The organism is Echinicola rosea (assembly GCF_005281475.1).
GTDB classification, from domain to species: Bacteria; Bacteroidota; Bacteroidia; order Cytophagales; family Cyclobacteriaceae; genus Echinicola; species Echinicola rosea.
Map to the genome: position 1 here is coordinate 2,958,822 of NZ_CP040106.1, position 14,089 is coordinate 2,972,910.

Annotated in this window: 10 protein-coding genes; 8 read left to right on the top strand and 2 right to left on the bottom strand. The window is 43.4% G+C overall.

Annotation, left to right across the window (positions count from 1 at the left end; all coding sequences use genetic code 11):
• The first annotated feature begins 43 nt into the window (after positions 1 to 43).
• Entirely contained in the window at positions 44 to 1,390 is a 1,347-nt protein-coding gene (locus tag FDP09_RS11930; RefSeq protein ID WP_137402879.1) for a M28 family metallopeptidase, read from the top strand.
• A 1,101-nt stretch (positions 1,391 to 2,491) separates the two neighbouring features.
• A complete protein-coding gene (locus FDP09_RS11935) occupies positions 2,492 to 4,522 on the top strand; it encodes a M3 family metallopeptidase (protein ID WP_137402880.1) in 2,031 nt (676 codons plus the stop codon).
• 2,225 nt (positions 4,523 to 6,747) lie between these two features.
• Here the strand turns inward: FDP09_RS11935 and FDP09_RS11940 are convergent.
• Complete coding sequence (locus FDP09_RS11940) at positions 6,748 to 7,107, bottom strand: 3-keto-disaccharide hydrolase (RefSeq protein WP_137402881.1); 360 nt, start codon at positions 7,105 to 7,107, stop codon at positions 6,748 to 6,750.
• Positions 7,019 to 7,951 (bottom strand): hypothetical protein, encoded by a 933-nt coding sequence (locus FDP09_RS11945; RefSeq protein ID WP_137402882.1) that lies wholly within the window; start codon positions 7,949 to 7,951, stop codon positions 7,019 to 7,021. Before FDP09_RS11945 ends, FDP09_RS11940 begins: the two co-directional genes overlap by 89 nt.
• Positions 7,952 to 8,280: 329 nt before the next feature.
• On the opposite strand from FDP09_RS11945, the gene FDP09_RS11950 reads away from it, so the two are divergent.
• From FDP09_RS11950 to FDP09_RS11975, 6 genes are all read left to right on the top strand, one after another.
• Positions 8,281 to 9,150: a helix-turn-helix domain-containing protein gene (locus FDP09_RS11950; protein ID WP_137402883.1), complete on the top strand. Its 870-nt coding sequence runs from the start codon at positions 8,281 to 8,283 to the stop codon at positions 9,148 to 9,150.
• A 239-nt stretch (positions 9,151 to 9,389) separates the two neighbouring features.
• Positions 9,390 to 9,965: a DUF4136 domain-containing protein gene (locus FDP09_RS11955; protein ID WP_137402884.1), complete on the top strand. Its 576-nt coding sequence runs from the start codon at positions 9,390 to 9,392 to the stop codon at positions 9,963 to 9,965.
• A 42-nt stretch (positions 9,966 to 10,007) separates the two neighbouring features.
• Entirely contained in the window at positions 10,008 to 10,535 is a 528-nt protein-coding gene (locus FDP09_RS11960) for a PepSY-like domain-containing protein (RefSeq protein ID WP_137402885.1), read from the top strand.
• 240 nt (positions 10,536 to 10,775) lie between these two features.
• A complete protein-coding gene (locus FDP09_RS11965; RefSeq protein WP_137402886.1) occupies positions 10,776 to 11,933 on the top strand; it encodes a BamA/TamA family outer membrane protein in 1,158 nt (385 codons plus the stop codon).
• 55 nt (positions 11,934 to 11,988) lie between these two features.
• Positions 11,989 to 13,050, top strand: coding sequence for an HAD family hydrolase (locus FDP09_RS11970; protein WP_137402887.1), 1,062 nt, complete (start codon positions 11,989 to 11,991; stop codon positions 13,048 to 13,050).
• 40 nt (positions 13,051 to 13,090) lie between these two features.
• A complete protein-coding gene (locus tag FDP09_RS11975) occupies positions 13,091 to 13,906 on the top strand; it encodes a hypothetical protein (RefSeq protein WP_137402888.1) in 816 nt (271 codons plus the stop codon).
• Positions 13,907 to 14,089 lie beyond the last annotated feature (183 nt).

Genomic DNA, 14,089 nt, shown 5'->3' on the forward strand with positions numbered 1-14,089 from the left:
ATAGTATAAATTTAACCTAAACTAACACTTTAGCCTCTAAATCATGAAGAAAATTTTATTGGTATTTACTTTTCTCCTTCCATTTTCGGCCATAGCCCAGCTGCAACATATTCATCGGAACACGAAAATCGAGACCATGGTTCAAGAGATTTCTCCGGTAAAGCTGGAAGAGTATATTCAGGGATTGGTGAGTTTTGGTACGCGTCATTCCCTGAGTGCGGAGGAAGAAGGGCGAGGCATAGAAGCCGCCAGGCAATATGTGCTGTCCACGTTTAAATCTTTCGAGGCAGCATCAGCGGGAAGGCTGAGCTCCAAGATCGATTATTTTACGGTGGAGGCAGATGGGAGGAGGATCCCCGAGGATGTCCGCATGGGCAATGTCATGGCTACACTGAAAGGAACTGATCCAAATGACGATAGGGTGTTCATTGTCAGCGGCCACTTGGATAGCCGTGTTTCAAATGTGATGAACGCAGAAAGCGATGCGCCGGGCGCGAATGATGATGGCTCCGGTGTAGCTGCGCTTATGGAGATGGCGAGGATCATGAGCAAAAGGAAGTTTTCGGCTACCATTGTTTTTGTGGCGGTTTCCGGAGAGGAACAAGGCCTTAAGGGAGCAACGCATTTGGCCAAACAAGCCAAGGAAGAAAACTGGAATTTGACCGCAATGATCAATAACGATATGATCGGCAACAGTGCTTCCAGTGGTACCAAGCTGCGGGACAATACCCGTGTAAGGGTGTTCAGTGAAGGGGTGCCACTTTATGAAACTGACGAAATGGCCAAGCTCCGCCAATACACCAATGCAGAAAACGACAGTAAGTCCAGACAGCTCGCCCGCTATATCAAAGAAGTCGGTGAGCGCTATGTGGACCAGCTTGAAGTGAAGTTGGTGTACCGCAATGACCGTTTTTTACGAGGGGGTGACCATACACCGTTTTCTAGGGAAGGCTTTACGGCAGTGAGGATCTGTGAATACAATGAAAATTATACCCAGCAACACCAGGATCTTCGCACCGAAGAAGGAGTAGAATATGGGGATTTGCCTGAGCATATTGATTATGAATACCTTCGTAAAAACACAGGTGTAAACCTAGCGGTATTGGCGAATTTGGCTTTGGCCCCATCGGTGCCGCAAGAGGTGGGGATTGATGTAAGCCAGCTGACCAATAACACCACCATCAGGTGGGAGGCTCCTGAAAATGGTAAGGCAAAAGGATATTATGTTTTGATGAGAGAAACCAGTTCCCCCGTTTGGGAAAAGAAATTTTTTACCGATAGCACTTCGATGACACTCCCCTACAGTAAGGACAATTATTTCTTTGCCGTACAAGCCGTGGGAGAAGGAATGGTGGAAAGCAGGGCGGTTTTCCCCAAGCCGGTCCGGTGATAGGGAAGGTGCTAAGTAAGAAGGGGGCGCCAGTTACAAGATTTATTATACCGCTGGTACTTTACCGCAGTTTGAACATTAGGAATAGCAATAACCTGTCCCGTCAAATACTGAAAGAGCAAGGGCATCAGTTGGTCTAAAGGACAAATAATCCACCGCACCTACCTGCCCAAGTGGGGAGAATGATTTAAAAATTTTATATGTATCCGTAACGCAATACTTAGCCTCAGAGAAATGAAGTATTCGCAATGAGTTCATTGTTCGGTCTTTGGAGCATTCGGTTTTGGGACAGTTGATGGGGGCGTTAAGAAAATGAGTTGGCTCGCGCAGTGGACAAGCGAGATCCACTCATTTTTAGCCCATAGCAACTGGCACAAAATCAATTGAACCCGCTTTTTCAATGCCGTTTAGTTAGTGTGTATCTGGAAAATATGGGTTCTATATTTTTTCCTTGGGCAGTTATTTTTCTAGCTAAATCCCTAGGTGGTTTTCATCCCTTTACCTTTGTTACTTTTTTGCTTCAGGTCAAAAAAGTAACCAAAAAACCCCGCCGCTACGCCACGGCGCACAGGTGTGCAGCTATTGGCCTAAAATTAAAACCTACCCCCATGCAGGCAAACTCCTCCTGTCTAAAGCCAAGCAGGCCTATCTAAAGCCAGGTAAATTTCTTTCTTTTTTCATCAATGGAAAAAAGGAAAAGGATAAAATCCACCAAAATGGCCAAAGCCAAACAGTTAAAGTCAAATAGAAAAGAAACTCCTAGCAGGTGAAAACAGGGAAAGGGCCTTAACTAAACGGCATTAAATGCGGGTTTAAGGCAACCAAATCGTACTCGTAAACCCAACCACTTAATGTGAAGGATGCTCCATGGCCTAGATTTTTTGCCTACTTTTTCATTAATGGAAAAAGTAGGAAAGTCCAATAAAAGCATATGAAGTTAAATTCTATAGGAACAGCAGATATATTCACACTGGGATACTTTTTTAAATGCGTTCGCCCTGAGGGGTGCCCTGCTTTCCTTGTATCTCAAAGGGAGAATCTTATCTTTACCCCTGCATTTACCAAAATGTAAGAAAAGACCATAAAAAGCAAAGACAACACATGAACCCATTATTGGAAAAGTTCAATACGCCATTTGATACGGCGCCTTTTGATAAGATCAAAAACGAAGATTTTTTACCTGCCATAGAAGCGGCAATAAAGGAGGCGAAGGCCGAGATAGCGGAAATCAAAGCTGTGGATAAGCCCAGTTTTACGGCCGTGATTGAGGCACTGGATCGGTCTGGGGAGCGTCTGGACATTGTTTCCAGTATTTTCTTTAACCTCAATGCCGCAGAGACCAACGACGAGATCCAAAAACTGGCCAGGGAAATTTCGCCCATACTTACGGCATATTCCAATGATATCCTCTTGGACCAAGAGCTTTTTGGCTTGGTAAATGAGGTCTTTCAGCAAAAAGACGACCTGAAGCTGGATGAGGAACAGGAGACCTTGCTGGACAAGACCTATAAGTCCTTTGTCCGCAATGGAGCAAACCTTTCTGATGAAGATAAGGCCAAACTTCGGGAAATAGACCGTCAGCTATCGCAAAAGAGCTTGGCCTTTGGAGAAAATGTACTGGCAGAAACCAATAAGTATGAGCTGGTAGTAGAAAAGGAGTCAGATCTGGCCGGTTTGCCAGCCGCCATAAAAGAGGCTGCGGCTCAGACCGCTGCCGAAAAAGGGAAAGAAGGGCAATGGGTTTTTACCCTTGCATTTCCCAGCTATGTGCCGTTTATGACCTACGCCGAAAATAGAGAACTCCGCAAAGAGCTTTTCTTGGCCTATAATACCAAATCCTGCAAAGGAGATGAACTGGACAACCAGCAAATCATCAAAGAGATCTTGGAGTTGAAATATCAGCGTGCCAATTTACTGGGCTATCCGCGTTATGCAGATTTTGTATTGGAAGAAAGGATGGCAAAGAGTGCTCCTGAAGTCCAGAAATTCCTAGGTGAGCTGCTTGAAAAGGCTCGGCCTAAAGCAGAGGAAGAACTAAAGGAGTTGACCGAGTTTGCCCAAAAGGAGGGAGGACCGGATGTGCTCCAAAAGTGGGATTTCGGTTATTATTCCGAAAAACTAAAGAAGGCTAAATTTGAGGTAGATGATGAGCTGACCAAGCCATATTTTGAACTGGAGAATACCATTGAAGGGGTTTTTAAGACCGCTTCCAAGCTGTATGATCTGGAGTTTGTGAAGAATGAATCCATTCCCGTTTACCACGAAGAAGTGGTGGCTTATGAGGTGAAGGACGCAAAAAGTGGCAAAAACATGGCTGTTTTTTATGCGGATTTTTATCCACGAGCAGGCAAGCGAAATGGTGCTTGGATGACCGTTTACCGCGGCCAGTCGAAAGTCAATGGCGTCGATAAACGGCCCCATATTTCGATTGTGTGCAATTTCTCCAGACCTACCAAAAGTACGCCGTCGCTTTTGACCTTTAATGAAGTGACCACGTTGTTCCATGAATTTGGGCATGCACTCCACGGAATGCTCGCCAATGGGACATATAGTTCACTGTCTGGCGCAAGTGTTTATTGGGACTTTGTGGAGCTGCCCTCTCAGATTTTTGAGAACTGGTGTTATGAAAAGGAATGCTTGGACCTCTTTGCCCGCCACTATAAAACCGGAGAAAAGATTCCTGAGGAACTGGTGGAGCGGATCAAAAATGCAGCCAACTTCCACCAAGGCTATCAGACCTTACGTCAGGTGAGTTTTGGTTTGTTGGATATGGCCTATTATAGTGCAGATCCAACGGATGTTGGTTCGTTGTTTGAGTTTGAAAAAAAGGCCATGGCACCGACAGAATTACTTCCTTCTGTGGAGGGAGTCATGATGTCCACTTCATTTTCCCATATCTTCCAAGGGGGCTATGCCGCGGGGTATTATAGCTATAAATGGGCGGAAGTGCTGGATGCCGATGCGTTCGAGTTGTTTTTGGAAAATGGTATTTTTGATCCTGTTACGGCAAAGTCTTTCAAGGAAAACATTTTGTCTGCTGGTGGCAGGGTGCATCCTTCCATTTTGTATAAGCGTTTCCGTGGAAGGGACCCAAAACCTGATGCATTGCTAAAACGAGCAGGGTTGATTTAATACACTTGCAAAATTCCATGATATGTGAAGTTATCTTCTTGGTGAAAGGTGCAGGGCAAACGCGTTTAGTGTTTTGAAGGGAGATAGTTTTCATGTAGGCATAGCTATCATCCGTGCCGATGGCACTCCTTTCTGGAGGGAGGAGTGCTTAAGCTCCTACGGATGAATCCGCAGGTTACAAAATTTATCGTGCCGCTGGCACTTTGCCCCGATTTGTACATTGAAAACCGCAGTAGCCCAGGGTCAAGTCAACGCTTAAATGACGGGTAAGGCGGTAGTGGATTTTGGACGAGATCAAGGCGCAAAAAACGCCCCTAGTCGTAGCTAAGGAAGTCTTTTTGCAACGTAGAGATAGACCAAAAGACACACCGGATTACACGTAGGTTTAGGTTTGGCTTGACACTAGATTGCCGAATGGCTGGATGGGCAGAAAGAATGATGAGTTGATTTGCCTCGTACAAGCCTTCGCAACTATCTGCTCATGTATAGTGGCCGGCTTGGTTGAGGTTAAATCCTGAATCAATGCCGTTTAGTTAGTATGTACCTGGAAATATTGGTTCTATTGTTTTTCTACTAAATTCCAAGATGGTTTTCATCTCTTTAGCTTTGTCACTTTTTTGCTGCAGGTCAAAAAAGTGACCAAAAAACCCCGCCGCTACGCCACGGCGCACAGGTGTGCAGCTATTGGCCTAAAATAAAAACCTTCCCTCATGCAGGCAAACTCTTCCTTTTCTAGCAGCCAACATTCTATTTGGCTAGTATTTCGTCAAACAAGCCTGCCTTTTTGCCCGCCCGCTTTTTAATTTCTTAACGCCCAATACCTGCAAGGCGGATCCGATTAATAAGTTTCTTATGGATAAATTATCATCATCATTCCATGTAGTGGTATATTTTCTTAAGTAACCAAGTTGAGCCGGAACTATAAGCCCACAGGCCTAGATTTTTTTCTTTCTTTTTTCATCAATGGAAAAAAGGAAAAGGATAAAATCCACAAAAATGGCCAAAACCATACAGTTAAAGTCAAATAGAAAAGAAACTCCCAGCAGGTGAAAACAGGGAAATGGCCTTAACTAAACGGCATTAAATGTGGGTTCAATGCCGTTTAGTTAGTTTGTATCTGGAAAATATGGGTTCTATATTTTTTCCTTGGGCAGTTATTTTTCTAGCTAAACCCCTAAGTGGTTTTCATCCCTTTACCTTTGTCACTTTTTTGCTTCAGGTCAAAAAAGTAACCAAAAAACCCCGCCGCTACGCCACGGCGCACAGGTGTGCATCTATTGGCCTAAAATTAAAACCTTCCCTCATGCAGGCAAACTCCTCCTTTTCTAGTTGCCAATATTCTTTTTGGCTAGTATTTCGTCAAACAAGCCTGCCTTTTTGCCCGCCCGCTTTTTAATTTCTTAACGCCCAATACCTGCAAGGCGGATCCATTTTGTACATATTTTAAAAGGCCATGGATTAAAATAATAACGCTCTCAATGGACGATCCGTATTGGAAAATATTCTTAACTAAACGGCATTGAACCCCGAATAGGTGTTAGCAACTGAGCATCCTGCCTCATCCACCTTTGGCGGAGGGTCATATAGGTCAAAAAATGATTACATACAAATGGCTAAGTTCCGTAGGAACGGCAGATATAAATGCAAAAAGGAACATTTTTTTAAATGCGTTTGCCCTGGTGAAAGGTGGCTTTACTATTTTGATTCAATAAGGCTTTTTTATAAGGAGTAAAGATGGCGCTGAAAGGACAAGTTTTTACTGATTTTTACCAGTTTCTGTGACGTTTTGCAAAAGGAGAAAGGCTTGGTCAAAATAAAGTAGCTGTTTGCTGGTTGTTTTATATGGGATTACCATTGAAAATTTGGCAATAAAACCACCTGTTTTGAGGGTGTTGTTTTACTGATTTGATATAGAAATCGTTTTTTTATTGTTGATAATGTAAATATTGAATATTTTTGTTGATATTATTTGAATTAATTGCTGCTGTTGTTAACTTTGTAACATAAGAAAAAGGCAAAAGGTCTTATCAGATACTGTAGGGTGATGAAATTGGCAGACATGCCCCCCTGTCTCGGGGGTGGGGAGTTTGGGATAAAGCAAACATGGAGCTCGTGTTTTGCCTAACTGCCCCGTGGAGGTTCGAGTCCTTCTCCTACAGCAGGTTATTTTGGGTTTATTGTTAATTGACTAAAGCTATGAGATATTGTTTCATAGCTTTTTGTTTTTATAGCGGTCGGATGTAGATGTTTTTCCACCGGACGCTCATTGGCGTTTCTTTTTTGCCTACACCATGTACTTGCAGTCCAATAAAACCTTTCGGATTATCGGCATACCTTTCGGGATCATAGTCTAGGTCTGCGGCTAATTGGCCGTTGATCCATGTTTTGATGCTTCTTCCGCTGGCTATTATTCGATATTGATTCCATGTGTCGTTTTTGAAATGACTATGGGTGTTTACCTTGGGGTCGTCAGACTGTGGCTCGGGAGAAATGGTGCTACTCCACTTTTTTGTAGGTGAAGTCCATGATTTTTTCAGGATAGTTGCTGATAAACAGCCTTTTTTGGGTGACCAGTCCGTCAGCATTGTAATTATAGTAATATCTTAACCGTTTTTCTTTGACAGTGGGTTCTCCTTGGTCGTTATATTGGGTTTCAGTGATGGTGAGTCTGGTGGGATTGTTTTTGGGGAGGAAAGGAATGTGGTCAATACGAATTGGAAACATTGAAGCTTGTCCACCATATAGGGTGATGTCAAGTAGGTCAACATCATTAAAATTAAGGGCTGAGTAGGGGGTGGGATGATCGTCATAAGCAGTGAAAACGATATTGTAGTTGTATTTTAAACCTTTCCCTTCCCGTCCGTCTATGCTTTCTGTATTGATCGTTGAAATGTTGCCAATGCTGTCAAGTGTTATAAGTGTTCGCACGGTATCTACCCGGGCATCATGTACCTTCCTCAGCTGCACAATTTCCCTTACTTTTTTATGATATCGGTAAAATTTTTCTATATGAAATCTATCTACTTTTGACCAACTCAATCTTCCTTTTTCATCATACCTAAAATGCCTGATCGTTTCCTCTATATTGGAATCATGTCTAAGTGCACTGTAGGGCATGGCACTTTCCAGTTGGCTGTGCTGATTATAATGAAGTGCCAGTGTATCTCTGTTATCATAGGGGGAATCCTCATATTTGGTCCAACTTGCTACAGAGGTAGGTCTATAAAGTGAATCATATTGAAAGGTCTTTTTGGTCAGGCCTCCTATCCAAGTGACATTATAGGATAGGTCGGCTTCGATCAGTAGCCACTCCGGCTTTTCCGGGTTTATTGGTACTCCAGGGGTGGTGGGCAGCAAATCACAGCCTGTCATCAGTAAAAATGAGCAAACTACTATATAGTGGCGTGCAGTTTTGATAGTATTTAGCATAGTGGATAGTTTTTATTAATAACCTGAGCTCGACTTATTTTTAGCATTAAAAGCATTGCGAACCCTTTTTAGGAGGATGTGGGTTGGAAAAGGGTGTGGCAACTCGCCGCGGCGAGCTGCCACGGCTTCCACCCGCTCAGGCCTCTCTCTAAGCCTCGCAGTGACGGTTTTATAATCGAACTGAGATTAATAAGGTAGATGAAATGTTGGTGGAAGTAAAATTGATGTAAGTATGTTGTTTAGTTATGTATATCAACTGTAATTTTTTCGTCAGTTTTACTTTACCGTTTGGACATCGTAATTTGTGGTCTGAAAAGTAAATTGAAAGTATGAAGCCCTTGCTGTTCAAAATCGCCAAGACCAATGAAGAAGCTGTACGGATTTTACAGGAGGACTATCCCTATTTTTATGATAAGTTGCATTACCATGTGGAGACACAGTTTATGGTAATAGTGGAAGGAGAGGGGACTTACTTTATTGGAGATGCCATTGGGAACTTTAAGGCAGGAGATGTATTTATGCTTGGGCCAAATTTACCCCATTTTTTTAGAAGTGCCCAACCATACTATGATGCTCAGTCCACATTGCATTCGAGGAATATTTCTGTACTTTTTGCATTGGAATCCATGGGTGAGCGGATGCTGGGGCTTTCGGAATTTCATTCAGTGAAGGAGCTGCTGGAACGAAGTAAGCGGGGACTGAAGCTTGAGGGGGATATTAGGAGGAAAATGTTTAGTGCTGCGCATAAAATGGCGAAAAAAGAAGGTTTGGAACGCATTATTCACCTATTTAAGTACCTGCATAAACTGTCCACGAGTGATGAGCTTACTCCTCTGAGCCATATCAATTTTGAACCGGAGCCATTGCCTGCGGATACCAAAAAAATCAATAGGGTAATCCACTTTATCATGGAGAATTTTTCTAGGGACATAGCCGTTTCAGATGCGGCGAATGTAGCCAACCTTAGCATCAATGCTTTTTGTAGGTATTTTAAGACACATACCAGAAAGACTTTTTCTCAATTTCTGAATGAAATCAGGATTGGGCAAGCTTGTAAACTGCTGATAGCGGGAGGGCTCAGCGTGAAGGAAGTGGCCTTTCAAAGTGGGTACGTTAATATTTCTTATTTCAACAGGCAATTTAAGCAAATCACCGGCTTGACACCCTCCCAGTATGCAAAGGCGCATCGGTCCCGCTAAATCCATCCAGCCTAATGAAGGCTTTGTTGTACTTGAAAAGTGTTTTCATGGTGTAGGCGATTTTTTAGAAAGGGCGAATACTATTTAAAGGATGATTTATAAGGGAAAAACCCTTCATTTAGGTGATTCAATGCAAAAATTTATAATTCTTACCATCTTCTGAATATTTATAACCACGCAAGGGATTCATTTTACTTAGCTTTACTTAGTTGATAATCTAGGCCTTAAATTCAGAAAAAATGAAACGTAAAACATCTATTTTCGCATTTCTGTCGGCATTCTTCATGCTGATAAGCAGCCATTATGTAGTCGCACAGGTTAAAAGTGATTATGATAAGGAGACGGATTTTTCGAAGTATAAGACTTATTCCTTTGAGGGATGGCAAAAAGAAAGTGACCAGCATCTCAATGAATTTGATAAAAAGCGTATTCTGGAATCATTAAAATCAGAATTTGCAATGAGGGGGATGGTTCATTCGGAGGATAATGCTGATGCAAAGATAGCCCTTTACGTAGTGCTTGACCAGAAAACCAGTACCACAGCATACACCGATTTCATGGGCGGGTATGGATATGGGCCGAGATGGGGTTGGGGCATGGGAGCTGGTAATGTGAGCGCCACCACTACCTATTCCAACGATGATTATACCGAGGGGACATTGGTGGTGGATATGTATGATAGCGACAGTGATAAGTTAGTTTGGCAAGGGATATTGACCTCTACAGTGACCGAAAAGCCTGAGAAGCGGGACAAGACCATTCCTAAGAATATCAAAAAACTCATGAAGAAATTTCCGGTGGATAAAGTGAAATAACACAAAAGACAAGTGAATCATCAACTAATAACCAACATTACCATGAAAGGGATCGCGATTATTTTATTTCTAGGAGTTTTGTTTTGCGGGGCTGTTCATGCTCAGGAAGAAAGAGTAGTTCTGAAGCAAGTAAGCGATAGTGAGGTGCCCAAGGCGGTCGTGGAGGCCATTAAAAAGGACTTTCCCCAATCTGTAGTAGATGAAGTGAAGATCCTTCCCGCGGATGGGATAGACAGTTGGAAAGTGACTGACGTACAAAATACCATGTCTCCAGGTGATGAAATGACCTATTATGCCATCAGTTTTTATGGGGATGGTGTTTCAGGCCAAGTGCTGTATGACGCAGATGGAGAAATGGTGGTCTATAAAAAAGTCATCACGAATGAAGCTTTGCCACCTTCCATCAGAAGCTATATCGGTAACAATTATTCCGGATGGGCATTTATTAAGGACAAAGAAATCATTAAGAAGAGCCCGACCGCCGCGACGGATGTATATACCGTAGTGATCAAAAAAGGTAATGATAAGAAGACCTTGCACTTTGATGGTTCGGGGAATCCTATTGATTGACAAAAAACAAAAGACACCATCTTCCCGATTCGGTGAGGCGTCTTGGGGAATTACCTTTGGACGTCCTTCACTTGGGTATTTGGCTGCTAGAGCTTTTTCTTTTTGGATGGTCTCAGTGGACAATGACGGGCATGTTTATAGGATTGCTAAAAAATAATCAATGGTTATCCATTGGTGGACTGAGAGGATAGGACCTCCAATTGTTTTGCTGAAAAGAAGGGGAATATCAAATTCGATAAGATGAATAGACTTTTGACGATACTTTTATGTACGTTGATCTGGACAATTTCTGGTTTTGTTCAAGCCCAATCGTCCAAAGAGAAATTCAGTATGAAGGTTTTTAGGGATTCGCTGGATGGAAAGTTGGATATGAGTGATTTTTTGATCGATTTCCATGGATTTATTCCAGTCCCCCAACTGATTACAGAACCAGCTGTAGGCAATATCGGAGGGGTTTTTACACCGATTTTTATCCAGCCAAATAAGTATCAAGAGGAAGGTAGGTACATACCGCCAGATATTACGGCGGGATTTGTGGGTTATACTGCAAATAAGTCCTGGGGATTTGGGGCCGTAAGAATGGCTTCTCTACCAAAGCATCACTTAAAATACAGAGTGGCGGCATTTCATGGGGATGTCAACATGGATTTTTACAGGACCCTTCCCATTGTGGGCGAGCGGGAATTGGGCTTTAATCTACAGACCAATGGTGTTTTTGTTTCCCTTCTCCGGCAAATAGCGAACACTGAATTATATATGGGCTTGGACTACTCCTTTGCCCATATCAACGCCAGCCCTGATTTTGGAATGAACGAGTTGCCTGACTTTATAGAGAACAAGGAACTGAGCAGTAATATCAGTACAATCAGTCCGGATATCCAGTATGATAAACGTGACAACGTATTTACCCCGAACAAGGGCATATACTTGGTTTCGACTTTCCGGATCAATGCTAATTGGACTGGCAGTGATTACGATTACCAAAAGCTTAATTTGGCTGGATTTAAATTCTTCCAGCCCAGTCCAAAATGGGTAAGTGGTGTCAGGCTGGAAGGCTTGTGGCAATTTGGTGATCCTCCGTTTTATGCGAGTCCTTTTATAGATATGCGTGGGGTGCCGATGGCCCGATACCAAGGGGATCAGATATACATGCTGGAGACAGAGCAGCGCTATGATTTCAGTATGCGATGGAGTGGCACCCTGATCGCCGGGCTTGCCAAAGCCCCAACAGCAGACGTCAATTTTAGTGCTTCTGATTTGATCTATACCTATGGAGCAGGGTTCCGGTACTTGTTGGCCAGGAAGTTTGGCCTTCGCACGGGCGTGGATGTGGCATGGTCCAATGATGATTTTGGCTGGTACATCGTCTTTGGGCATGCTTGGAACAATAGAAATTGATAGTGTACGAACAAGAGATTTCGATATAAACGAGAGGGTTTTAAAAAAAGAAGGTATGAGAAGTAAACAGGATTTAATTGTTCTTTTTTGTGGTTTGGCATTTTGCCTAAGCGTGTTTTCCTGTTCATCAGAAACGGAGAAAATTTCTGATGAACCTACCAATTCCAGAGAGATAGCTGGTGCAGGTACGGCTCTTCCTTCCTGGAATGAAGGGAGCACAAAACAGGCCATACTTGATTTTGTGGAAGATGTGACCAATCCCCAAAGCGCGAATTATATCGAGCCGAAAGACCGTATAGCTACTTTTGATAATGATGGCACGCTATGGTCAGAGCAGCCGGTTTATTTTCAGTTTTTCTTTGCTATCGACCGAATCAAAGCCATGGCTACAGACCACCCCGAATGGAAAGACCAGCAACCGTATAAGGCAATTCTGGAAAACGATATGCCGGCACTGATGGAGCAAGGCATGGCGGGGTTGCTTAAGGTCGTGATGACCACGCATGCGGGAATGACCACAGATGAATTTGAAAAAATCGTTTCAGATTGGGTTGCTACGGCAAAACATCCTACCAAAAACCGTCCCTATACAGACCTGATCTATCAGCCCATGCTGGAGCTGGTGAAATATCTTCAGCAAAATGACTTCAAGGTGTTTATTGTGTCTGGTGGAGGAATTGATTTTATGCGCCCATGGGCCGAAGATGTCTATGGTATTCCTAAGGACCGGATCGTTGGGAGCAGTATCAAAACTGAATATGACTATAACGATGGCCAGCCCATCATCAAAAGGCTGCCAGAAATTGACCTGATCGATGATAAGGAAGGAAAGCCCATTGGTATCCATCGGTATATTGGTCGGAAGCCGGTTTTTGCCGCAGGCAATTCTGATGGGGACTTACAGATGCTCCGGTGGACAGCTGCCAATTCGGCAAAGAGTTTCAAGCTCTTTGTACACCATACAGATGAAGCAAGGGAATGGGCCTATGACCGGGATTCCCATATTGGGGCATTTGACAAGGGCTGGGACGAAGCCAAGGAAAAAGGCTGGACACTTGTGGACATGAAAGAAGACTGGAAGGTCATCTACCCCTATGAGCTGGATTCAGTAGATTGATTAAGCCCAGCAAAGGTTATTTATGCTTAAAATATGGTTCATGGAGGTTAAGGTGAGAAAGGTATCGGCATTTTTCGTACTGTTATTTATGGCTTTGTCTGCACTAGGCCAAGAAGCAGAAGAGAAGACATCTATGGAGCTGTCACAGCAAGTGATCAACCCTACTACGCTAGCTTGGCAACTTCAGCTAGAGGAGTTTGGGATTTTTAAGACCAACAATGCCGAGGGGTTTGCTCAGAATTTTCGTCTGAGAGGCATTATCCCCTTGGAGGAGGGAAAGCTGCTGCCTTTTCCACAGCTTATTCGGGTAATTGCTTTTTTGAATACGGCTCCAGGAGGACCTACGGGCTTAGGAGATATTGCGATCAATCAGTTCTTTATCCTTGCCAAAAAGGACTGGGGACAGTTTGGGGCGGGTTGGAATTTACAGATTCCAACTGCCACGTCCCATGAGCTTGGGTCGCCACAATGGCAGCTGGGACCGGCATTTACCGTGACCTTTACGGATTTGGGCAATTGGCAGATGTACTGGATCTGGCAAAATTTCTTTTCGATCAGCCACAACAGTGAGTATGGTAACCGAAATGTCACCGCCCTACAGCCGAATATTTTCTATACTTGGTCAAATGGGATATATGCTGGTATGGAGCCACTGTGGCAATTGGATTATGAAACGGGAAAAATAGCCATTCCACTGAACCTGCGCCTCGGCTATGTCTGGGCTGGAAAGTTAAAGTACAATGCCTACATCGAGCCGGAATTTATGGCTTATCGCTCTGAGGGATTCCCTTATAACCAAAATGACTTTGGGATCCGACTGGGATTTCGCTGGTATCTCCCTTTAAAGCCCAGGTAATATCTCGGGAAAAATCGCGAAGTCACTATGGTCTTTAGGTATTGGCAATAATAAACGATTAGTATGAAACCATTAATCCAAACTAATATGATCATGCACAGGGCAGGGTGGCCACCTTCTTGACAGAAGGAGGTTTGTTACCTGATCAGTTTCTTTTAAATAGGAACTACAGGGTTTGACATA

Bases quoted from the DNA above. Each gene is read 5' to 3' on its own strand.
- FDP09_RS11930 (WP_137402879.1), top strand. From the start codon at position 44: ATGAAGAAAATTTTATTGGTATTTACTTTTCTCCTTCCATTTTCGGCC.
- FDP09_RS11935 (WP_137402880.1), top strand. From the start codon at position 2,492: ATGAACCCATTATTGGAAAAGTTCAATACGCCATTTGATACGGCGCCT.
- FDP09_RS11940 (WP_137402881.1), bottom strand. From the start codon at position 7,107: ATGCTGACGGACTGGTCACCCAAAAAAGGCTGTTTATCAGCAACTATC.
- FDP09_RS11945 (WP_137402882.1), bottom strand. From the start codon at position 7,951: ATGCTAAATACTATCAAAACTGCACGCCACTATATAGTAGTTTGCTCA.
- FDP09_RS11950 (WP_137402883.1), top strand. From the start codon at position 8,281: ATGAAGCCCTTGCTGTTCAAAATCGCCAAGACCAATGAAGAAGCTGTA.
- FDP09_RS11955 (WP_137402884.1), top strand. From the start codon at position 9,390: ATGAAACGTAAAACATCTATTTTCGCATTTCTGTCGGCATTCTTCATG.
- FDP09_RS11960 (WP_137402885.1), top strand. From the start codon at position 10,008: ATGAAAGGGATCGCGATTATTTTATTTCTAGGAGTTTTGTTTTGCGGG.
- FDP09_RS11965 (WP_137402886.1), top strand. From the start codon at position 10,776: ATGAATAGACTTTTGACGATACTTTTATGTACGTTGATCTGGACAATT.
- FDP09_RS11970 (WP_137402887.1), top strand. From the start codon at position 11,989: ATGAGAAGTAAACAGGATTTAATTGTTCTTTTTTGTGGTTTGGCATTT.
- FDP09_RS11975 (WP_137402888.1), top strand. From the start codon at position 13,091: ATGGAGGTTAAGGTGAGAAAGGTATCGGCATTTTTCGTACTGTTATTT.